A 20,879-nucleotide genomic window follows, 5' to 3' on the forward strand; every position below is an offset into this window, starting at 1 on the left:
TGCTTGCGGAGCATTCCATGGTTCAAAGCATGTCGCGAAAGGCGAACTGTTGGGACAATGCGCCGATGGAAAGCTTCTTTGCGGTGTTGAAGACGGAGTGTTTCTATAACGCAGGTGAATTGACGGTGGACGAATTGATGAAGCAGATAGATGACTATATGGATTACTACAACCGGGAGCATTGCAGTTTGAAATTGAAAAAGCTGAGTCCTGTCGCATACAGAACCCAGCTTGCACAGAGTGCCTGAATAGGCTTTTATGAGTGTCCAAGATTTGGGGGCCAGTTCAGTTTTCAGACGGCCTTTAGCTTGTATGCAGGTTTAAATGAAAACGGAACAATCTCTCTGCTGCCTGGTTTGGGTAAGGCAGAAAGTCATGGCAGATTGTTTGCTTTCATTGAAAGTATTACTTGGTTTCGGCGGCTTTAGCGCCAGCGGTCTCTGCAATCAAATCTAAGAATACCAACGGCTTTTTGCCGATATTTTTGAGTGCATGGGACTGACCGGGGCGGGCGATGGTAATGTCGCCGGCGCCGACTTCGGTTTGTTTGCCTTCGCTATCGGTAAACAGGCCTTTGCCGGATACGATGATGTAAACGTCTTCATTGCCGGTATGTTTGTGTTGGCCGATGGAAGCGCCAGGCGGAAGAGTGAGCCAGCCGATTTCTTTGAATGCGTCTTGGTCGGCGGTTTGATGGCGCGTGAAGGCAAAGCTGCCGAGCAGCGGGCCTTGGCCACCGGCTGCGTTTTCGCGGTTCCATTCTGCTAAGTCGGCTTTTTTGTACACTTGGATGCTGCGGTCGGTGGGGGTGGTTTGTTCGGCAGCTTGAGCGCTTATGGATGTGCCGAGCAGAAGGGCGACAGATAATGCGGCAAATAGTGGTTTCATGGTGGTTCTCCGTTTGTCAGGTTGAGTCAGATAATGCGGATTCCGTTTTCAGACGGCCTGCGGGGTTGAAACGATTAATCCCGCAGGCTTCCCCCCAAGATTTATTTCACATTGCGCAGATAGTTCAACAATAAAGGAACAGGACGGCCGGTCGCGCCTTTTTCACCGCCGGATTTCCATGCGGTACCTGCGATGTCGAGGTGTGCCCATGGATAGTCTTCGGTAAAGTAAGACAAGAATGTTGCGGCGGTAATCGTGCCTGCACCCGGCGTGCCGATGTTTGGAATGTCGGCAAAGTTGGATTTGAGTTGGTCTTTGTAGGTTTCAAAGAGCGGCAGTTGCCATGCTTTGTCGTCCACGTTGCGTGAAGCGGCCAGCAGGCTGTCGACCAAATCTTGGTTGTTGCCCATCACGCCGCTGACGTCATGACCCAGGGCGATGATGCACGCGCCGGTCAGGGTGGCGACATCGATAACGGCTTTAGGTTTGAATTGTTCGGCGTAAGTGAGTGCGTCACACAAAATCAGACGGCCTTCGGCATCGGTGTTCAACACTTCGATGGTCAAGCCTTTCATGCTTTTTACGACGTCGCCCGGTTTGTTGGCCGCACCGGAAGGCATGTTTTCACAAGTAGCGACGATGGCAATCAGGTTGATCGGCAGTTGCAGTTTGACGGCGGCGCAGAAGGTACTGATGACGGTTGCCGCGCCGCACATGTCGAACTTCATTTCGTCCATGTTCAGACCGGGTTTGAGGGAAATGCCGCCGGTGTCGAAGGTGATGCCTTTGCCGACCAATACTACAGGCGCGGCTTCTTTATCGGCTGCACCGAAATAGCTCAATTCGACCAAATATGGGTCTTCGACGCTGCCTTTGGCGACAGACCAGAACGAACCCATGTTTTCTTTGATGTAGTCTTTTTCGATGATTTTAGCGTGTGCGCCCAATTTTTCGGCTTCGGCTTTGGCAGTACGCGCGAGGAATTCAGGCGTGCATTCGTTGGGTGCGGCATTGCCCAAGTCGCGACAGAGGCTTTGTCCGTAAACCTGCGCCTCGGCAACGCGCAGGGCTTCTTTGACGGCGGCTTCGTGTGCGCTGTGGAACACGGCTTCCGCAAATTTGGCCGGTTTGGCTTCTTTTTTGTAGCGGTCGAAACGGTAGGCGGCATTGCCGAACGCAATCGCAAACGCTTCGGCAACAGCTGCTGCTTGTGCTTCATCGAAAGCATGAACGTCCACATTGACCGTTTCTTGATTTTGCGCCCATTTGGCGGCTTCGGCTGCGGCTTTGTTCAATGCGGCGCGGTCGGTTTTAGCGAGGCGGGCAACGGCAATGGCTTGCAAACCGTTGTCCGTCGGGATTTTGGTGTCGGCGAAATTTTGACCTTCTTCAAGGGAAGCGAAGAGGGCGAGGGCAGTCGGGTTGCTCAGTTGCGATGCTTCGGCGCAGACAAATAATTGCGCACCTGCCTGTTGAGCCTGCAAAGTTTCGGCTTTTGTGCTAAATTTCACGTTTATTCTCCTGATTGGAACGGTTGTCGGTTGTTCAGACGGCATGTTGACCAACCGTCCGAACAGATGAAAATCATTGTACTCCATTTGTGTCATGCCGTCTGAAGCCTTATTAATAAATATAGGTTTCCCATAAACCGTATACCACGCTCAATCTTATGATTTACCAAAGAAACTTTATTAAAGAACTTTCCTTTACCGCCGTCGGCATCTTTGTCGTCCTCTTGGCGGTATTGGTGTCCACGCAGGCCATCAACTTGCTTGGCCGCGCAGCCGACGGTCGTGTCGCCATCGATGCAGTGCTGGCCTTGGTCGGCTTCTGGGTAATCGGCATGACCCCGCTTTTGCTGGTGTTGACCGCATTTATCAGTACGTTGACCGTATTGACCCGCTACTGGCGCGACAGCGAAATGTCGGTCTGGCTCTCCTGCGGATTAGCATTGAAACAATGGATACGCCCGGTCATGCAGTTTGCCGTGCCGTTTGCCATTTTGATTGCCGTCATGCAGCTTTGGGTAATGCCGTGGGCAGAGTTGCGCAGCCGCGAATATGCCGAAATTTTGAAGCAGAAACAGGAGTTGTCTTTGGTAGAAGCCGGCGAGTTCAATAACTTGGGCAAGCGCAACGGCAGAGTTTATTTTGTCGAAACCTTCGATACCGAATCCGGCATCATGAAAAACCTGTTCCTGCGTGAGCAAGATAAAAACGGCAACGACAACATCGTTTTTGCCAAAGAGGGCAATTTTTCGCTGACCGACAACAAACGCACGCTTGAATTGCGCGACGGCTACCGTTACAGCGGTACGCCCGGCAAAGCCGATTACAACCGCGTTTCTTTCCAACACCTCAGTCTGATTATCAGCACCACGCCCAAACTCATCGACCCTGTTTCACACCGCCGCACCATTCCGACCGCCCAACTGATTGGCAGTAGCAATCCCCAACACCAGGCGGAATTGATGTGGCGTATTTCCTTGACCGTCAGCGTTTTACTGTTGTGCCTGCTTGCTGTGCCGCTTTCCTATTTCAATCCGCGCAGCGGCCATACCTACAATATCCTGATTGCCATCGGTTTGTTTTTGGTTTACCAAAACGGGCTGACCTTTCTGCGCAATGCTGTGGAAGACGGCAAAATCCATTTCTGGATCGGACTGCTGCCTATGCACATCATCATGTTTGTGATTGCCGTCGTCCTGCTGCGCGTGCGCAGTATGCCTAGCCAACCCTTCTGGCAGGCGGTTGCCAAAAGTCTGACATTGAAAGGCGGAAAATGAACCTGATTTCACGTTACATCATCCGTCAAATGGCGGTTATGGCGGTTTACGCCCTCCTTGCCTTCCTCGCTTTGTACAGCTTTTTTGAAATCATCAACGAAGTCGGCGATCTTGGAAAGGGCAGCTATAACGGCGCAAAATTGGGGCAGTATGTTTTAATGCAGATGCCTGCGCGCGCATATGAACTGATGCCGCTTGCTGTTTTGATCGGCGGCCTGATTTCCCTCAGCCAACTGGCTTCCGGCAGCGAGCTGACCGTTATCAAAGCCAGCGGCATGAGTACCAAAAAGCTGCTGTTGATTCTGTCGCAGTTCGGTTTGATTTTCGCCATTGCCACCGTTGCTCTTGGCGAATGGGTTGCCCCCACGCTGAGTCAAAAAGCCGAAAACATCAAAGCCGCCGCCATCAACGGCAAAATCAGTACCGGCAATACCGGCCTTTGGCTGAAAGAAAAAAACAGCATTATCAACGTGCGCGAAATGTTGCCCGACCATACGCTTTTGGGCATCAAAATTTGGCAGCGCAACGATAAAAACGAACTGACCCAAGCGGCAGAAGCCGAATCAGCCGTTTTAAATCCCGACGGCAGCTGGCAGCTGAAAAATATCCGCCGCAGCATATTGGGAGAAGATAAAGTCGAAGTCTCTACTGCCGCCGAAGAAAACTGGCCGATTTCCGTCAAACGCAACCTGATGGATGTATTGCTCGTCAAGCCTGACCAAATGTCTGTCGGCGAATTGACCACCTACATCGACCATCTGGAAAAAAACAACCAAAATACCCAAGTCTATGCCATTGCATGGTGGCGCAAGCTGGTGTATCCCGTTGCCGCATGGGTAATGGCGCTTGTTGCCTTTGCCTTTATCCCGCAAACCACGCGCCACGGCAATATGGGCTTGAAACTTTTCGGCGGTATCTGCCTTGGTTTGCTGTTCCACTTTGCCGGAAGGCTCTTCGGCTTTACCAGCCAGTTGTACGGCGTGCCGCCGTTTTTGGCGGGCGCCTTGCCGACGGTTTTGTTTGCATTGTTGGCGGTGTATCTGATACGTCGTCAGGAAAAAAGATAAGGCAAAATAAACTTCAGGCCGTCTGAAAGGCAATCTTCAGACGGCCTGAGTATTTTGTGTGCAAAAAACAAAATGCTAAAGTAAAATAATACCTTTCCAAACCAATGCGGCTATTGAAAATGTTCCAAACCATCTGCTTGAATATGATTGTCAAAAACGAAGCGGCAATCATCGAAGAAACACTGGCCAACATCACCGACCACATCAAACTTGACTACTATGTCATCAGCGACACCGGCTCGACCGATGATACCGTCGGCGTAATCCGTCGCTTTTTCGATGTAAAAGGCATCGCGGGCGAGATTCATCATGATGGTTGGCAAAATTTTGCATACAACCGCAATCAGGCGTTGAAACACGCAAAAGGCAAAACCGATTACGTGTTGATTTTTGATGCGGACGACCGCTTTGAAGGCAAATTGGAATTACCCGAACTGATCGCCGACCGCTACCGCCTCCGCATGAGAAACGCCATGGGCAGCGTGGTTTATTACCGTCCGCTGTTATTGCGCAATGACGGTACATTCTACTGGCGCGGCGTGTTGCACGAGTTTATCGAAACCGACAAACAAGATACCAGCGAAGCCACGCTTCATGGCGACTATACGGTTCTCAGCGGCCGTTTCGGCGCGCGCAGCAATATGGCGAACAAATACCTGCTTGACGCGGTTTCTTTGGAAAAAGCATTTTACAGTCCTGAAGATGAAGACCTGAAACCGCGTTACGCCTTTTATGCGGCGCGTTCTTATTGGGATTCTGATATGCCCGAGCGTGCGAGCGAATGGTTTAAAAAACGCATCGAGTTAGGCGGTTGGATCGAGGAAGTGACGGTTTCTTACCAACAGCTGGGCGAGTGCTACAAATTAATGGGCAAACGCGATGAAGCCTTGGCGACTTGGTTGGCAGGCTACGATTACAATCCGCGCCGTGCCGAGTGTCTCTACCTTGCGCAAACCATGCTGCGTCAGGAAGGGAAATACCGCATTTCCCATGCAATCGGCCTGATGGCGAAACGCATTCCGTTCCCAACAGACGATATTCTTTTTGTCCAAAGCAATGTTTATCAGTTGGACATCGACTATGAATTGTCGGTTACCGCCTATGCGGCCGGCGATTTGCGCCAAGGCTACGAGTCTTGCCGCCACTTGCTCTTGCTTAATGTACGCGAAGCATTGACCACGGTAACCATGCAAAATATGTGGCTCTACCGCGAACACGCGCAAACCGAAACGCGCGAAGTGTTGGAGCAGCTGGTGGCCGCAATGCAGCCTTATGCCGCGCAGGGCGGACGTTTGGCAGAAGTGACCGAATATTTCGCCGATATTTTGAAAAACAGTTAATCAGGACTTTGACTCAGCCATAAGGCCGTCTGAAAGGAAATTTTTTGAGCAAGCGCAATCTGTTTTCCGTCGATAAGTCTTTGGAGCAGCCCGAACGCGTCCTCTTGGTCGGCGTAATGCTGACGGCGGACTATTCCGGCGCAAACGAAACGCGCGAGCGCGGCTTTCAGACGGCCTTGACCGAAGCGGCAGAATTGGTAAGTGCGGCCGGCGGCGATTTGGTTTCTATCGAAACTTCACGCCGTGACAAACCGCATCCGGCTTTGTTTGTCGGTACGGGTAAGGCGGAAGAGTTGGCGGCAGTGGTCAAGCAGCATGATGTCGGGCTGGTCGTGTTCAACCACGAACTCACGCCGACACAAGAGCGTAATCTGGAAAAAGAGCTTCAATGCCGCGTACTCGACAGAGTGGGTTTGATTTTGGCGATTTTCGCCAAACGCGCCCAATCGCAGGAAGGTAAGTTGCAGGTGGAGTTGGCCCAGTTGAACCATTTGAGCGGACGGCTGGTACGCGGTTATGGACATTTGCAAAGCCAGAAGGGCGGTATCGGCTTGAAAGGGCCGGGCGAAACCCAGTTGGAAACCGACCGCCGTTTAATCGGACAAAAAATCACGGCATTGAAAAAACAGCTTGCCGATGTCCGCAAACAACGTGCCACACGCCGTAAATCGCGCATGAGCGGCCGTCTGAAAACCTTTGCCATTGTCGGCTATACCAATGCTGGAAAATCCAGCCTGTTCAACCGCCTGACCAAAGCGGACGTATTGGCGAAAGACCAGTTGTTCGCCACTTTGGATACCACAGCGCGACGGCTGTTCCTGTCGCACGAGGCGAGCGTGATTTTGACCGATACCGTCGGCTTCGTCCGTGATTTGCCGCATAAGCTGGTGTCGGCGTTTTCCGCTACCTTGGAAGAGACGGCGATGGCGGATGTGCTGCTGCACGTCGTTGATGCGTCCAATCCCGATTTTGAACGGCAGATGGACGATGTCAACGAAGTCTTGGAAGAAATCGGTGCGCATGAAATTCCGCAATTGGTGGTGTACAACAAAATCGATTTGCTGCCGTCGGGTGTGCGTGAAGCAGGCATTTTGCGCGACAACTCTGGGCATGCCGTCGGCGTGAATGTTTCCGTTGCCGAAAGTTTGGGCTTGGATGGTTTGCGCGAAGCGATGATTGAATTAGCCGTACAGAAAAGTGCTTGATAGTTGGAATGAAACAAGGCCGTCTGAATGTTCAGACGGCCTTACCGTAAAATTTTAAATCCGAGGATTATGCCGACAGAGGGCTTTTCTTTTTGAACACGCTTTCGTAAAGCATCCAAGCGGCGAGGCTCAGGTATACGGTGCTGGACAAAATGCCGATAACGGCAAAGATAGGCATAAGGCGATCAATCATGGTGAGGTTTCCCAATAAGTTAGTTTTATAAGTAAATGTGTGTTTTTTATTTCCGTCTTCGCGGAATGCCTAAAGTATGCTGCTTAAGTGGATTGAGGTCAATAAAAAATATATTGGATTTTTTAAAAAAGTTCCATTTTTACATTAAAATAATTGGAAGTTTTTAAAGATAAACGGTGTTTATATGTTACCGTTCATCATTTGACAAACGGTCAATACTTTGTTTTTTATGTTTTTTATAAAATTCGACAGTCTATTAATTCAAAAGTAAATGAAATGAGGCGGAAAAACGCTTTTTGCTAAAATGTAACACCCTGAGATGATTGTTTCAGGCCGTCTGAAAAATAAATCGAACACATTATGACATCTCCCACACATTCCCAAAAAAACTGCTTTCATTGCGGACTTGAAGTCCCGGAACATCTGCATCTGACGGTTCGTTTTGAAGACGAAGAACACGAAACCTGCTGCGCCGGTTGCCAAGCGGTGGCTCAGAGTATCATCGATGCAGGTTTGGGCAATTATTACAAACAGCGTACCGCAGACGCGGAAAAATCCGAATTGCCGCCACCGGAAGTGTTGTCGCAATTAAAGCTATATGATTTGCCCGAAGTGCAGGCTGATTTTGTCGAGGTTGGCGCAGGGGATGAGCGCGAGGCGGTGTTGATGCTGGGCGGCATTACCTGCGCCGCGTGTGTGTGGCTGATTGAACAGCAGTTGTTGCGCATGAAGGGCGTGGTGCGCGTGGATTTGAATTACAGTACCCACCGCTGCCGCGTGGTGTGGGACAGCGCCCACATCGAATTGTCGGACATTTTGCTGAAAATCCGCCAAACCGGTTATACCGCCGCGCCTTATGATGCGCAAAAAATCGAAGCGCAGGCGCAGAAGGAACGCAAACAGTTTATCGTCAGATTGGCCGTGGCCGGTCTGGGCATGATGCAAACGATGATGTTTGCCCTGCCGACTTATTTTTACGGCGGCGACATCGAGCCGCTTTATTTGGAAATCCTGCATTGGGGCGGCTTTTTGATGGTGTTGCCCGTTGTGTTTTACAGCGCGTTGCCGTTTTACCGCGGCGCCTGGCGCGACTGGAAAAACCGCCGTGTCGGCATGGATACGCCGATTGCCATTGCCATTGTGATGACCTTTATCGCCGGTATTTACAGCCTGGCTACCAATGCAGGGCAGGGCATGTATTTTGAATCCATTGCCATGTTGCTGTTTTTTCTGTTGGGCGGGCGTTTTATGGAACAGATTGCCCGACGCAAAGCCGGCGATGCGGCGGAGCGGTTGGTTAAATTGGTTCCGGCATTCTGCCACCGTTTGCCGTCTTATCCTGAAAGCGAAGCCATCGAGGAAGCCGCAGTCGTCCGCCTCAATATCGGCGATACGATTGTTGTGAAACCCGGCGAAGTCATTCCGGTGGACGGTACGGTTTTGTCCGGTGAGAGCGAAGTTAACGAAGCCATGTTGACCGGCGAAAGCCTGCCCATCGTGAAAAGGCCGTCTGAAAAAGTAACCGCCGGTACACTCAACACCAGCAGCCCTTTAATCATCCGCACCGATCATACCGGCGGCAACACGCGTTTGTCCCATATCGTTAAACTGCTCGACCGTGCGCTGGCACAAAAACCGCGTGCCGCCGAGTTGGCCGAAAAATACGCGTCCAGTTTTGTGTTTGGCGAACTCTTGCTTGCGGTTCCTGTTTTTATCGGCTGGGCGTGGTATGCAGATGCACACACCGCCTTGTGGATTACCGTTGCCCTGTTGGTCATTACCTGCCCGTGTGCCTTGTCGCTTGCCACTCCGACCGCGCTGGCTGCTTCGACCGGTGCGCTTGCCAAAGACGGCATTCTCATCAGCGGCAAACAAAGCCTGGAAACGCTTGCCCAAATTGACGATGTCGTGTTCGATAAAACCGGTACGCTGACCAAAGGGCAGCTTTCCGTCAGCCGTATGTTGTCCGTGGGCCGTCTGAACGAAGCCCAAGCCCTTGCTATCGCCCAAGCACTGGAACAGCAATCCGAACACCCCATCGCCCGTGCCATTTTGAACCATACGCTTTCAGACGGCCTGGTATCCGCGCTTGATGTGAAAGTGCAGCAACGGGTCAACCGTATCGGATACGGTGTCAGCGCGCAAATCGAACTTGATGGCGAAACCCAAGTTTGGGCTTTGGGCAAAGCGGCATTTATTTCGGAAATTGCCGGTAATCTGCCCAAAGCATTTGCACATATCGACTACACAGGCGGCATTATTTTCTTGGGCAATCAAAGCGGTTTTCAGACGGCCTTTTTGCTGGAAGACCAAATCAAAGACAGCGCCGCTGAAATGTTGCAAAACCTGAAACAGCACGGCATCCGTCTGCACCTTTTAAGCGGCGACCGTCAGGCTGCCGTAGCCCAAGTCGCGCAAGAGCTGGGTTTGGATGCCTATCGTGCCGAAGCCACGCCTGAAGACAAGCTGGCTTATGTGGAAAATCTGCAAAAACAAGGGCGTAAAGTCATGATGATTGGCGACGGTATCAACGATGCCCCCGTCCTTGCCCAAGCCGACGTATCGGCAGCCGTGGCCACGAGTGCCGATGTGGCGCGAGACGGTGCGGATGTGGTTTTGCTCAATGATGATTTGAACGTTTTGCCCGTGATGATGGAACAGGCACGCCGCACCCATCAAATCATCCGTCAAAACCTGACTTGGGCGAGCGCATACAATCTGGTTGCCGTTCCATTGGCCGTGTTTGGTTACGTTACCCCGTGGATCGCCGCGCTCGGCATGAGTTTCAGCTCGCTGCTGGTGTTGGGCAATGCCTTGAGATTGTTGAAAACCAAAAAGGCCGTCTGAAAACGGCAAATCCATTGCTCAAACGAAAGAATACGCCATGCCTAAAGCCACTTTTTATACACACGTCTCCCAGCCGGCCGCCTTTGCCTGCCGCCTGATTGCGCGCGCCATACGCGATGGCGGGCAGATTTTGGTGTGGTCGGATTCTGCTGCGGCAGTGCAGCAACTAGACGTTGATTTATGGCAGCAGATTCCCGAAAACTTTATTCCGCATGAAGTCTGGCTGCCTACCGACCCCATACCGTCTGAAACGCCGGTATTGCTTGCGTTTGGAAATGCATTGCCGAATATTCCGCAGAATTGCACGGTTTTGAACCTGTCTGCCGATTTTTGGAGCCAAGCCCCGGCCATTCCAAACCGTATCCTTGAAATTGTGGGCAACAGCTTGGAAGATTTGGCCGAAGCCCGAGACCGTTTCCGAGCTTATCGTCAGAGCGGATTTGAGATTGAGCATTTTTCGAGAGAAGGGAAGGATTGAGTGTTGAAACAGCAAAGTTTTAATATAAAAGGCCGTCTGAAAAAATAAATTTTCAGACGGCCTTTTTAATAGGCTGGAATTAGTTGCCTAAGTCGAATGCTTTGTGCAGAACGCGGGTAGCCAGTTCCATGTATTTTTCGTCAATCAGGACGGATACTTTGATTTCGGAAGTTGAAATCATTTGGATGTTGATGCCTTCTTCTGCGAGGGTGCGGAAGATTTTGGCGGCTACGCCGACGTGTGAACGCATACCCAAGCCGACTGCGGAGACTTTGCATACGGTGTCATCGCCGTCGATGTAGGCGGCGCCGATGCTGTCTTGGCGTTGTTGCAGCAGTTCGATGGTTTGTTTGTAGTCACCGCGTGGAACGGTGAAGGAGAAATCGGTTGTGCCTTCGCTGCCGACATTTTGGATGATCATGTCGACTTCGATGTTGGCATCGGCCACTGCGCCGAGGATTTGGTAGGCAACGCCGGGTTTGTCAGGTACGCCGCGTACGTTGATGCGTGCTTGGTTTTTGTCGAATGCGATACCGGTTACGGCTGCTCTTTCCATGTTGTCGTCCTCTTCAAAGGTAATTAAGGTGCCGTTGCCGCCGTCTTGCAGGCTGCTCAGTACGCGCAGGCGCACTTTGTATTTTCCGGCGAATTCTACGGAACGGATTTGCAAGACTTTCGAGCCGAGGCTTGCCAGTTCGATCATTTCTTCAAATGTAACCGTATCCATGCGGCGCGCTTCGGGTACGACGCGCGGGTCGGTGGTGTAAACGCCGTCCACGTCGGTGTAAATTTGGCATTCGTCCGCTTTGAGGGCTGCGGCGAGCGCAACGGCGGAGGTGTCGGAACCGCCGCGTCCGAGCGTGGAAATATCGCCTTCGCTGCTGATGCCTTGGAAACCGGCTACGATAACGACTTTACCGGCGGCCAAATCGGCACGCATTTTTTCGTCGTCGATGTTTTCGATGCGGGCTTTGGTGTGGGAAGTGTCGGTTTGGAGGGCGACCTGCCAGCCGGTGTAGCTCTTGGCGTCAACGCCGATGTCTTTCAGGGCCATGGCCAGCAGGCCGATGGTCACTTGTTCGCCGGTAGCGAGAACGACGTCGAGTTCGCGCGGATCGGGATGTTCTTGCATTTCGTGCGCCAGTGCGACCAGTCGGTTGGTTTCGCCGCTCATGGCAGATACGACGACTACGATGTCGTGTCCTTCGGCGCGGGCTTTGGCGACACGTTTGGCTACGTTTTTGATGCGTTCGGGCGAGCCTACTGATGTGCCGCCGTATTTATGTACGATTAACGCCATGTTTCGTGCTTTCTTGTGGGGTTTGTCGGGCAGCTTGGTTTGCTGGAAAAAGGGTTATTATTACTATTTTTTACATGGAATTCAAGGATGGAACGCGCTTTTTTGAGTAAATGCGCATAAAAGGATTTTGTTGAAAAAGGCCGTCTGAAAGCTTTCAGACGGCCTTGCTGATTATCGGTCTAAAAGGGCAGCCTGCTGGTGTTGAACCAATTCGGCAATGCCTTTGTGCGCCAAGGCAATCAGCTTGCCCAATTCTTCGATGCTAAACGGTGCGCCTTCAGCCGTACCTTGGATTTCGATGATTTTGCCGGATGCGGTCATGATGATGTTAACGTCGCTGTCGCAGCCTGAATCTTCGGGATAGTCCAAGTCCAAAAGCGGTACACCGCCCACCACGCCGGCGGAAACGGCAGCAACGGCTTCACGGATGGGGTTTTCGCTGATAAGGCCGTCTGAAAGGAGTTTGTCCACGGCGATTTGCAGGGCAACGTAGGCACCGGTAATGGAGGCGGTACGCGTGCCACCGTCGGCTTGGATAACGTCGCAGTCAATCAGGATTTGGCGTTCGCCGAGTTTTTCCATATCGACGACGGCGCGAAGTGAGCGGCCGATCAGGCGTTGGATTTCTTGTGTGCGGCCGGACTGTTTGCCTGCGGCGGCTTCACGACGCATACGGGAGGCGGTGGAGGCCGGCAACATACCGTATTCGGCCGTTACCCAGCCTTGTTCTTTACCGCGTAGGAAAGGGGGAACGTTTTCATCGATGGAGGCAGTGCAAATCACTTTGGTGTTGCCACACTCAATAAGGCAGGAGCCGTCGGCGTGTGGCAGGAAATTGGGGGTGATTTTGATGTTGCGCAGGCTGTTGGCGGCGCGGTCGGTGCGGGTGTAGTCGCTCATGATGGTCCTTTTGGGAGAATAAAAAACAGGTTACCTTGAATTATAGAGGAATTTGGCATCAAAGGCCGTCTGAAAATCGTCGGTCGGGTGTGTTATAGTGTCCATACTTTCACTCGTATTTGGAAACGGAGTAAAACCATGGCTACAAGACGAACTATTCAAATCCACAGCATGACCGGCTTTGCCAATGCCGCAGGCGAATGCGGCGGCAAGCGGATTAATTTGGAAATCCTCGCGGTCAACCATCGTTATTTGGATGTCCAATTCCGTATGCCGGAAGAGTTGCGCTATTTGGAAGGCGCGTTGCGCGAGCAGATTGCCGCGGCCGTGGCGCGCGGTAAATTGGAATGCCGTGTTCAGCTGCAAGATGCGGCTTCGGGCGGTCAGACTTTGGAAGTCAATCAGGATTTAGTCGCACAACTGGCGCATTTAAACAAAGAATGGCGCAAGGAACACAATTTCGGCAAGCTGAGCGTGGCCGACGTTTTGCGTTTCCCCGGCGTTTTGGCAGGTCAGAGCGAAGACTCCGAGGCCTTGGCGAAAGGTGTCAAAGATTTATTGACCGGCGCGTTGAAAGAGTTCACAGCCGCCCGCAAACGCGAAGGTAAAAAACTGGGCGAACATTTGCTGCAACGTCTGGCTGCTATGGAAGAGATTGTGGATGCTTTGAATGAATTGTTCCCAAGCCTGCTGCAGGCGCATATGGACAAAGTCAAAGCCCGTTTGACAGAAGCCGTCGGCAATATCGACAACGACCGCTTGCAACAAGAATTTGCTTTGTTTATTCAAAAATCCGATGTGGATGAAGAATTCAGCCGTTTGCGCACCCATATCGCCGAAGTACGCCGCATTGTTACCGAAGGCAAGGGCAGCGCAGGTAAACGTTTGGATTTCTTGATGCAAGAGTTGAACCGTGAGGCCAACACTTTGGGCAGCAAAGCCATCGCCGCCGAATGCACGCAAGCTTCTGTTGAACTGAAAGTCTTGATCGAGCAAATGCGCGAACAGGTTCAAAATATCGAATAAATCGATAACGAACAGATAAAACAAGGCCGTCTGAAAAGTTTCAGACGGCCTTTGTGTTGATATTGGGTGGAATCGGTGTGGTTTGTTTTTAAACATTATTGGATGGTAGGTTTCCTGTTACGCTACTGTAATTGCGCACAAGAGTTAACATGTGTTAAATTATGGTAATTATTGTCATGATAAAAACATACACAGGAGAAAAATAATGAACTTTCTGACCGCCATCAGTCGGCAAATGACCCGCTTCACCGCCCTGATCATCGTCCTTGCTTCTATCATCGCCTTTATCGAACCTGCCACTTTTTCGTGGGTAAAAGGCGATACGCAAGTCGTCGTACTCGGCATCATCATGCTGGGTATGGGTATGACTTTGGGCAAAGAAGATTATCAAATTTTGGCGCAACGTCCGCTCGATATTTTTATCGGTGCCATCGCCCAATATACCATCATGCCGCTGCTTGCCATTGGTATTGCCAGAGCTTTCGACCTGTCGCCCGGATTGACGCTGGGTTTGGTTTTGGTCGGTACTTGTCCGGGCGGTGTTTCGTCCAACATTATGAGTTTTTTGGCTAAAGGCGATGTTGCCTTTTCGGTCGGCATGACCACTGTTTCCACCGTCCTTGCTCCTGTGATGACGCCGTTGTGGATGACTTATTTGGTCGGACAAACCGTCGAAATGGACGGCTGGGGTATGTTCAAGTTTATGTTGCTTGTTACCCTGCTGCCTGTCGTTATCGGCTCTGCCGCCAATATCTTGCTGCATAAAAAACATTGGTTTGAAGACGTGCGCGCGATTATGCCTGCCGTTGCCGTTGTTGCATTTGCCTGTATTGTCGGCGGCGTTGCTGCCGTTCACGGCCATCGTTTCGCCGAATCCGCCTTCGTGATGGTACTCGCCATCGCTGCCCACAACATTGGCGGCTATATTCTTGGCTATTACAGCGGCGCGCTGACTGGCATGAATACCGCCAAAAAACGCACCCTTGCCATCGAAGTCGGTGTACAAAATGCCGGACTTGCCACCGGTTTGAGCGCTAAATTCTTTCCCGGTAATGCCGAGTCTGCCGTTGCCGCCGCCGTTGCCTGCGTTTGGCACTCTGTATCGGGAACGGTTTTGGGTAACTTGTTTGCCTGGTGGGACAAGCGCAAGCAATAAGCTGTAAACATTGCCAGATAACAAAAGGCCGTCTGAACGTATGGTTTTCAGACGGCCTTGTAGGTTGTCAGGACAGGCAAACACGCGCAAAATCGCTTTGCTTTTTAGAGATGGACATTATGCTTGCAGATTCGTTTTTTTATTATCTGGTATTGGTCGGCTTTGCTGCCGGGTTGATGGATGCGGCCGTTGGCGGCGGCGGGCTGTTGCAGATTCCCGGATTGTTCAACCTATTGCCAAACGCTACGCCTGTGGCTTCAGTGATGGGTATCAATAAATTTGCTTCCTGTTGCGGCACGCTAACCGCGACGGGGCAATATCTGCGCCGAATCCCAGTGCCGTGGAAAATGCTGTTGCCTGCGGCGGCGTTGGCGTTTGCTGCTTCATATTTGGGCGCGAAAACGGTGGTGTATTTCCCCGTGCAATACATGAAACCGGCGATGTTGGTCATCATGATTGCTATGTGTCTGTACACTTTTTTGAAAAAAGACTTGGGGCAGACGGTGCGCACTGAAAAGCTGACGCGCCGCGAAACCTTATGGGGCTTATTTTTCGGCGCGTTAATCTGGTTTTACGACGGTGTGTTCGGGCCGGGAACAGGCAGCCTGCTGGCTTTTGTGTTCGTTCGCTTTTACGGCTATGATTTTTTAGCGGCCAACGCCTCGGCAAAGGTCATCAATTGGACGATTAAAAATGGAATGTTATTACGGTAAATGATTTGAGACGTTCTAACAACTGGAAAAAACGATTCATGAGTACATTCATTATTACAACCATGAGCGCATTCAGGGGAAACTAAAAGGACTGAGCTCTGTGAATTACAGAACTCAGTCCTTGAACTAAATCAGTCTAACTTTTGGGGTCAGATCATTTTACGGAGTTTTTTTTGTTGTGTGCTTTAAGCCATTTTTGCATTTGTTCAATTTCCGCTTGTTGTGCGTTAATAATATCCTCAGCAAGCTTACGCATCTCAGGATCCTTTCCGTATTTTAATTCAACTTCCGCCATTTTTACTGCGCCAATATGGTGTGGCAACATACCTGCTGCAAAAGCAACATCAGGATCTTTATATTGCGCAGCTGCCATCATGTCTTGATTCATTTGATTCATACCTTGCATTAATTCTTGTTGCATTGCAGAATCTGTCGACATTGGCATATTCATGTGTGCTTGATGCGGTTGTTCATTAGCTTGGGCATAATTTGAAATTGCAACAGCGCTAAGTGTGATAAAAGTCATAAGTTTTTTCATGTTTTTCGCCTATGTGATAACTAAAGGAGCACAAATCATAAACTTTGACCGAAGGTTAAAGTCAACATTTATTCCGAAAATGTTTGGTGAGGTGCTAAAAGCTAAAATAAGACAATATTTGAGCTGCGTTACGGATTTATGTTGCTGCTGTGCCTGACCATTGGGAAGTTTGCTTGGGATTTATTGGGTTGATATCGAATGAAAAAAAGGCCGTCTGAATGTTTCAGACGGCCTTTGCATTTTACAGTTTAACCGAATGCTCGCGCGTTTCGTGGAACACGATGTCCGGCCAGCGTTCCTGCGTGAGTCCCAGATTCACGCGGTTAGGCGCGAGGTAGGCGAGGTTGCCGCCTGCGTCGATGGAGAGGTTGCCCGCGTTGGCTCTTTCAAACTCCGCCAGCTTTTTCTTGTCTTCGCACGATACCCAGCGCGCCGACCAGATGGATGCGCTGTCGAACACGGCTTCTACGCCGTATTCGTTGGCGAGGCGCGAGGTAACGACTTCAAACTGCAACACGCCGACCGCGCCCAAAATCAAATCTGCGCCGCTCATCGGTTTGAAGACTTGAACCGCGCCTTCTTCGCCGAGCTGTTGCAAACCTTTTTGCAGTTGCTTGATTTTAAGCGGGTTTTTGATGCGGACGCTGCGGAACAGTTCGGGCGCGAAGAAGGGGATGCCGGTGAACGCCAGTTGTTCGCCTTCAGAAAAGCTGTCGCCGATTTGGATGTTGCCGTGGTTCGGGATGCCGATGATGTCGCCCGCGTAGGCTTCTTCCACTAGCTCGCGGTCGTGCGACATGAATGTAACCACGCTGGAAGCGGCGATTTCGCGGTTGATACGCAGGTGTTTCATCTTCATGCCGCGCTCGAATTTGCCGGAGCAGACGCGCAAAAAGGCGATGCGGTCGCGGTGTTTCGGATCCATATTGGCTTGGATTTTAAAGATAAATCCGGAGAACTTCGGCTCGTCCGGCTCGACCATGCGCACGGTCGCGTCGCGCGGTTTCGGCGCGGGCGCCCAGTCAATCAATGAATTGAGGATTTCCTGAATACCGAAGTTGTTAATCGCCGAACCGAAGAACACGGGCGTGAGTTCGCCGGCGAGAAATTCGTCGAGATTGAACTCGTTGGAAGCCGCCTGCACCAATTCGATTTCGTCGCGCAACTGCTGGATTTCCAGAGGAAAGCGTTGTTCCAATTCGGGATTATTGATGCCTTTGATGATGTCGAACTCGTGCGGCAGACGTTCGCCGCCTGCGTCGAAGAGATAGATTTCATCGTTCAGGATGTGGTACACGCCCTTGAAGTTTTTGCCCATGCCGATAGGCCAAGTAACGGGCGCGCAGCGGATTTTTAAAATATTTTCCACTTCGTCCAGCAATTCCAAAGAATCGCGCACTTCGCGGTCGTATTTGTTCATGAACGTGACAATCGGCGTGTTGCGCAGGCGGCAGACGTTCAAGAGTTTGATGGTTTGCGCTTCCACGCCTTTTGCCGCGTCGATGACCATCAACGCGCTGTCGACGGCGGTCAATACGCGGTAGGTATCTTCGGAGAAGTCTTGGTGTCCCGGCGTGTCCAAGAGGTTGACGGTATGGTCTTTGTAGTCGAACTGCATCACTGATGAAGCGACGGAAATGCCGCGCTGCTTCTCGATTTCCATCCAGTCGGAAGTGGCGAATTTACCGGTTTTCTTGCCTTTTACCGTACCCGCGCTCTGAATCGCGCCTGAAAACAGCAGCAGTTTTTCGGTCAGCGTGGTTTTACCCGCGTCAGGGTGGGAGATGATGGCAAACGTGCGGCGGCGGCGCACTTGGTCGAGGATTTCTTGGGACATGGGCTTTCTTTGCAAAAAGGTTCAGGCCGTTTTTTCAGACGGCCTGAAGGATATGGGTGTTGGAAAACAGGCTAAAATAAGGGCGTGTGCAACACGCCCTGCAATAGATTGAAAGATGCGGAATTGTACAAAAAAATGCTTGATAATTCAATGTTTGCGCCAAAACAAAGGCCGTCTGAAAAGTTTCAGACGGCCTTTGTTTATGAATCGATGATTAAATATCCATCGGTTTCCATTCCGCACCTTTTACCGGCGGCAGCCATGATTGTGTACCGCTGGAGGCAAATCCCCATAAAGTGTCGGGGAGGCCGTAATGGTCGGCGCGCGTCGGATCGAGTTGCGTTTCGATTTCATCTTCGCGGCCTTCACGGATTTGTGTGGCGATGTACGGATTAATCATCACGGTTTTGCCCAATGCGATAAATTCTGCCCAGCCGGTTTTATAGGCAGCCAAAATTTGGTCGGCGGTAAACAGGTTGCCCACGCCGATAAGCGGCAGTTTGCCGTTGATGCGGTCGTGGATGAACTGCATACGGGTTTGCGCCGTATCGCCGCCGCGGCGGATTTTTTTGTCGAATTCCCACAGGGAAACGTGCAGGTATTGCAGCGGCTTCTGTACCAGCGCGTCAATCAGTGCGCCGGTTTCAGTCATGGTCAAGCCGTCATCGCCTGGCTCTTCGGGAGAGAAGCGGTAGCCGATAATGAAGTCGTCGCGCTGGTGTTTTTCACGGACGGCAACCACGGCATCGACGACGGCGAGCGGGAAGCGCATTCTGTTTTCCAAGCTGCCGCCCCATTGGTCGTTGCGGCGGTTGCTTTGGGCGGAGTAAAACTGTTGGATCAGATAGGCATTGGCACCGTGGATTTCCACGCCGTCAAAACCGGCACGAAGCGCCAAATCGGCGGCTTGCGCATAAGAGGCGATGAGTGCTTCGACTTCTTTTTCGGTCGCTTCGCGTGCGTGTTCGGCTTCGCTGGCGGAAGCGCTGATTTTGTCGAGACCGTCCAAAAGGTCATTCATGGCTTTGGAACCGCCGTGATGAATTTGTAAAATCGCTTTTGCGCCTTGTTGTTGCAGGATTTGTGCGGTTTCTTTCAGGCTGTCGAGGCAGTGTTCGCCTGTGGCTTCAGGTTGGCCGTGAAAGGCTTTGCCGTCTTTTTGAACCAAAGTGGCGGCAGTGATAAACAAGCCCATATCGCCTGCACGGTTGCTGAGGAAGGTACGCTCTTGGTCGCTGATCAAACCGTCGGCTTGTGAGCCGAAATGGGTCATGGGGGCGACGACAAGGCGGTTTTTGATGGTTACGCCGTTATTGAGGGTGTATGTTTGAAAGAGTGTGGCCTATTTTGGATTCATGGAGTTTTACTCTTGATAAGTGAATGGTCGGCATAGAATTGGGCCATTCGGGAATTTATCAAGTACGCAGGCCGTCTGAAAAGTTTCAGACGGCCTGTTTATTCTTTAAGCCCTAGGATTAAAGATTAGGATTAACAATGATTTTTACTGCGGATTCGTTGTTGTGGATCAAGCGCTCGAAGCCTTCGGAAATCAATTCGTCCAGTTTGATGCGTTGGGTGATGAAAGGCTCAAGGTTGATTTTGCCTTCTTCCACCAGTTTGATGGTTTCGGCGTGGTCGTTGCAGTAGGCGATGGTGCCGCGCACGTCCAGCTCTTTCATCACGACGCTGTGGACGTTGATGGTGGCGGGGTGGCTCCAGATGGAGACGATAACCAAATTGGCCGTGGGCTTGCACGCTTCAACCAAAGTATCCAGAACTTTGTTCACGCTGGTACATTCGAATGCGACGTCTACGCCTTCGCCGTTGGTCAATTTTTTCACTTCTTCGACGACGTCGACTTCGGACGGGTCGAGGATGTAGTCGGCAACGCCGGATTCGCGGGCTTTGTCTTTGCGCGCTTTGCTCAATTCGGTGATGATGACTTTGATGCCTTTGGCTTTCAACACGGCGGCAAGCAGCAAACCGATCGGGCCTGCGCCACCGACCAATGCGACGTCGCCTGCTTTCGCGCCGCTGCGGACATAAGCGTGGTGGCCGACGGACAGAGGCTCAATCAAAGCGGCTTGGTCCAATGGGATTTTGTCGGAAATAGGGTGTACCCAACGGCGTTTGACGGCGATTTTTTCAGACAAGCCACCACCGCAGCCGCCCAAGCCGATGAAGTTCATGTCTTTGGAGAGGTGGTAGTTGCTGCCTTCGCCGGTCGGTACGTCGTCGCGGATGATGTAGGGTTCGACAACAACGTGTTGGCCGACTTTGATGTCGTCCACGCCTTCGCCTACGGCATAAACCACGCCGGAGAACTCGTGACCCATGGTGACTGGTGCAGACTCGCCTGAGATTGGGTGTGGGTGGCCGCAAGGTGGAATGAAAATCGGGCCTTCCATGAATTCGTGCAGGTCGGTACCGCAGATACCGCACCAAGCAACATTAATGCCGACAGTACCCGGAGCGACGGTTGGCTCTGGAATGTCTTCGATGCGGATGTCGCCTTTGTTGTAAAAACGTGCTGCTTTCATTGTAACGCTCCTTTTTTTAAATGGAGGCCGTCTGAAAAAGACGGTCAATTGGGGAAAGGGTAGCAG

General features: G+C 51.5%; 17 protein-coding genes and 3 pseudogenes. 11 read left to right on the forward strand and 9 right to left on the reverse strand.

Annotated elements, in window-relative coordinates:
• A partial coding sequence (locus ACTHTQ_RS03785; protein ID WP_440363142.1) for a transposase occupies positions 1 to 248 on the forward strand: 248 nt, incomplete at its 5' end.
• A 157-nt stretch (positions 249 to 405) separates the two neighbouring features.
• On the opposite strand, the gene ACTHTQ_RS03790 is transcribed toward ACTHTQ_RS03785, so the two are convergent.
• Positions 406 to 888 (reverse strand): cupin domain-containing protein, encoded by a 483-nt coding sequence (locus tag ACTHTQ_RS03790; protein WP_107723621.1) that lies wholly within the window; start codon positions 886 to 888, stop codon positions 406 to 408.
• Positions 889 to 989: 101 nt separating this feature from the next.
• A complete protein-coding gene (locus ACTHTQ_RS03795) occupies positions 990 to 2,399 on the reverse strand; it encodes a leucyl aminopeptidase (RefSeq protein WP_154954293.1) in 1,410 nt (469 codons plus the stop codon).
• 158 nt (positions 2,400 to 2,557) lie between these two features.
• Between ACTHTQ_RS03795 and lptF the strand changes: the two genes are divergently transcribed.
• The 4 genes from lptF to hflX all read left to right on the forward strand — a co-directional run bounded on the left by lptF (position 2,558) and on the right by hflX (position 7,285).
• Positions 2,558 to 3,673 carry an LPS export ABC transporter permease LptF gene (lptF, locus tag ACTHTQ_RS03800; RefSeq protein ID WP_250599863.1) on the forward strand — a complete coding sequence of 372 codons (1,116 nt, stop codon included), beginning with the start codon at positions 2,558 to 2,560 and terminating at the stop codon, positions 3,671 to 3,673.
• Positions 3,670 to 4,740 (forward strand): LPS export ABC transporter permease LptG, encoded by a 1,071-nt coding sequence (lptG, locus tag ACTHTQ_RS03805; RefSeq protein ID WP_440363143.1) that lies wholly within the window; start codon positions 3,670 to 3,672, stop codon positions 4,738 to 4,740. Before lptF ends, lptG begins: the two co-directional genes overlap by 4 nt.
• Before the next feature lie 119 nt (positions 4,741 to 4,859).
• Complete coding sequence (locus ACTHTQ_RS03810) at positions 4,860 to 6,080, forward strand: glycosyltransferase (RefSeq protein WP_440363144.1); 1,221 nt, start codon at positions 4,860 to 4,862, stop codon at positions 6,078 to 6,080.
• A gap of 44 nt (positions 6,081 to 6,124) precedes the next feature.
• Entirely contained in the window at positions 6,125 to 7,285 is a 1,161-nt protein-coding gene (gene hflX / locus ACTHTQ_RS03815) for a GTPase HflX (RefSeq protein ID WP_440363145.1), read from the forward strand.
• 67 nt (positions 7,286 to 7,352) lie between these two features.
• On the opposite strand, the gene ACTHTQ_RS03820 is transcribed toward hflX, so the two are convergent.
• The gene (locus ACTHTQ_RS03820; RefSeq protein ID WP_003678791.1) at positions 7,353 to 7,478 is read right to left on the reverse strand and encodes a hypothetical protein; all 126 of its coding nucleotides are present in this window, start codon (positions 7,476 to 7,478) and stop codon (positions 7,353 to 7,355) included.
• Between the two features lie 360 nt (positions 7,479 to 7,838).
• On the opposite strand from ACTHTQ_RS03820, the gene ACTHTQ_RS03825 reads away from it, so the two are divergent.
• Positions 7,839 to 10,325, forward strand: a complete 2,487-nt coding sequence (locus tag ACTHTQ_RS03825; RefSeq protein WP_440363146.1) for a heavy metal translocating P-type ATPase — start codon at positions 7,839 to 7,841, stop codon at positions 10,323 to 10,325.
• A 37-nt stretch (positions 10,326 to 10,362) separates the two neighbouring features.
• Positions 10,363 to 10,803 carry a DNA polymerase III subunit chi gene (locus ACTHTQ_RS03830; RefSeq protein ID WP_440363147.1) on the forward strand — a complete coding sequence of 147 codons (441 nt, stop codon included), beginning with the start codon at positions 10,363 to 10,365 and terminating at the stop codon, positions 10,801 to 10,803.
• 79 nt (positions 10,804 to 10,882) lie between these two features.
• On the opposite strand, the gene ACTHTQ_RS03835 is transcribed toward ACTHTQ_RS03830, so the two are convergent.
• Both ACTHTQ_RS03835 and rph read right to left on the reverse strand, forming a co-directional pair.
• Positions 10,883 to 12,103, reverse strand: a complete 1,221-nt coding sequence (locus ACTHTQ_RS03835) for an aspartate kinase (protein ID WP_440363148.1) — start codon at positions 12,101 to 12,103, stop codon at positions 10,883 to 10,885.
• Between the two features lie 171 nt (positions 12,104 to 12,274).
• Positions 12,275 to 13,003 carry a ribonuclease PH gene (rph, locus tag ACTHTQ_RS03840; RefSeq protein ID WP_250599877.1) on the reverse strand — a complete coding sequence of 243 codons (729 nt, stop codon included), beginning with the start codon at positions 13,001 to 13,003 and terminating at the stop codon, positions 12,275 to 12,277.
• 138 nt (positions 13,004 to 13,141) lie between these two features.
• On the opposite strand from rph, the gene ACTHTQ_RS03845 reads away from it, so the two are divergent.
• From ACTHTQ_RS03845 to ACTHTQ_RS03860, 4 genes and pseudogenes are all read left to right on the forward strand, one after another.
• On the forward strand, positions 13,142 to 14,029 hold the full coding sequence (locus tag ACTHTQ_RS03845) for a YicC/YloC family endoribonuclease (RefSeq protein ID WP_440363149.1): 888 nt from the start codon (positions 13,142 to 13,144) through the stop codon (positions 14,027 to 14,029).
• A 205-nt stretch (positions 14,030 to 14,234) separates the two neighbouring features.
• On the forward strand, positions 14,235 to 15,185 hold the full coding sequence (locus tag ACTHTQ_RS03850) for a bile acid:sodium symporter family protein (protein ID WP_004519302.1): 951 nt from the start codon (positions 14,235 to 14,237) through the stop codon (positions 15,183 to 15,185).
• A gap of 119 nt (positions 15,186 to 15,304) precedes the next feature.
• A pseudogene (locus tag ACTHTQ_RS03855) lies at positions 15,305 to 15,871 on the forward strand (sulfite exporter TauE/SafE family protein); the annotation flags it as partial.
• A pseudogene (locus tag ACTHTQ_RS03860) lies at positions 15,858 to 16,028 on the forward strand (IS3 family transposase); the annotation flags it as partial. The pseudogenes ACTHTQ_RS03855 and ACTHTQ_RS03860, both read left to right, overlap by 14 nt.
• Positions 16,029 to 16,052: 24 nt before the next feature.
• Here ACTHTQ_RS03860 and copM read toward each other — a convergent pair.
• From copM to ACTHTQ_RS03880, 4 genes and pseudogenes are all read right to left on the reverse strand, one after another.
• Complete coding sequence (copM, locus tag ACTHTQ_RS03865; RefSeq protein WP_440363150.1) at positions 16,053 to 16,436, reverse strand: CopM family metallochaperone; 384 nt, start codon at positions 16,434 to 16,436, stop codon at positions 16,053 to 16,055.
• A 241-nt stretch (positions 16,437 to 16,677) separates the two neighbouring features.
• The gene (locus ACTHTQ_RS03870; RefSeq protein WP_415770008.1) at positions 16,678 to 18,273 is read right to left on the reverse strand and encodes a peptide chain release factor 3; all 1,596 of its coding nucleotides are present in this window, start codon (positions 18,271 to 18,273) and stop codon (positions 16,678 to 16,680) included.
• A 214-nt stretch (positions 18,274 to 18,487) separates the two neighbouring features.
• Positions 18,488 to 19,630: pseudogene (locus ACTHTQ_RS03875) on the reverse strand (NADH-dependent flavin oxidoreductase).
• Positions 19,631 to 19,748: 118 nt separating this feature from the next.
• Complete coding sequence (locus ACTHTQ_RS03880; protein ID WP_003686191.1) at positions 19,749 to 20,813, reverse strand: 2,3-butanediol dehydrogenase; 1,065 nt, start codon at positions 20,811 to 20,813, stop codon at positions 19,749 to 19,751.
• Between the last annotated feature and the right edge of the window lie 66 nt (positions 20,814 to 20,879).

Source organism: Neisseria sp. P0020.S003, from assembly GCF_051957095.1.
Taxonomy (GTDB): domain Bacteria; phylum Pseudomonadota; class Gammaproteobacteria; order Burkholderiales; family Neisseriaceae; genus Neisseria; species Neisseria subflava.

Excerpts from the sequence above, each read along its gene's own strand:
- lptG (WP_440363143.1), top strand. The coding sequence starts at position 3,670 with ATGAACCTGATTTCACGTTACATCATCCGTCAAATGGCGGTTATGGCG.
- copM (WP_440363150.1), bottom strand. The coding sequence starts at position 16,436 with ATGAAAAAACTTATGACTTTTATCACACTTAGCGCTGTTGCAATTTCA.
- ACTHTQ_RS03835 (WP_440363148.1), bottom strand. The coding sequence starts at position 12,103 with ATGGCGTTAATCGTACATAAATACGGCGGCACATCAGTAGGCTCGCCC.
- ACTHTQ_RS03880 (WP_003686191.1), bottom strand. The coding sequence starts at position 20,813 with ATGAAAGCAGCACGTTTTTACAACAAAGGCGACATCCGCATCGAAGAC.
- ACTHTQ_RS03845 (WP_440363149.1), top strand. The coding sequence starts at position 13,142 with ATGGCTACAAGACGAACTATTCAAATCCACAGCATGACCGGCTTTGCC.
- ACTHTQ_RS03850 (WP_004519302.1), top strand. The coding sequence starts at position 14,235 with ATGAACTTTCTGACCGCCATCAGTCGGCAAATGACCCGCTTCACCGCC.
- ACTHTQ_RS03870 (WP_415770008.1), bottom strand. The coding sequence starts at position 18,273 with ATGTCCCAAGAAATCCTCGACCAAGTGCGCCGCCGCCGCACGTTTGCC.
- ACTHTQ_RS03810 (WP_440363144.1), top strand. The coding sequence starts at position 4,860 with ATGTTCCAAACCATCTGCTTGAATATGATTGTCAAAAACGAAGCGGCA.
- rph (WP_250599877.1), bottom strand. The coding sequence starts at position 13,003 with ATGAGCGACTACACCCGCACCGACCGCGCCGCCAACAGCCTGCGCAAC.
- ACTHTQ_RS03825 (WP_440363146.1), top strand. The coding sequence starts at position 7,839 with ATGACATCTCCCACACATTCCCAAAAAAACTGCTTTCATTGCGGACTT.
- lptF (WP_250599863.1), top strand. The coding sequence starts at position 2,558 with ATGATTTACCAAAGAAACTTTATTAAAGAACTTTCCTTTACCGCCGTC.
- ACTHTQ_RS03820 (WP_003678791.1), bottom strand. The coding sequence starts at position 7,478 with ATGATTGATCGCCTTATGCCTATCTTTGCCGTTATCGGCATTTTGTCC.
- ACTHTQ_RS03830 (WP_440363147.1), top strand. The coding sequence starts at position 10,363 with ATGCCTAAAGCCACTTTTTATACACACGTCTCCCAGCCGGCCGCCTTT.
- ACTHTQ_RS03790 (WP_107723621.1), bottom strand. The coding sequence starts at position 888 with ATGAAACCACTATTTGCCGCATTATCTGTCGCCCTTCTGCTCGGCACA.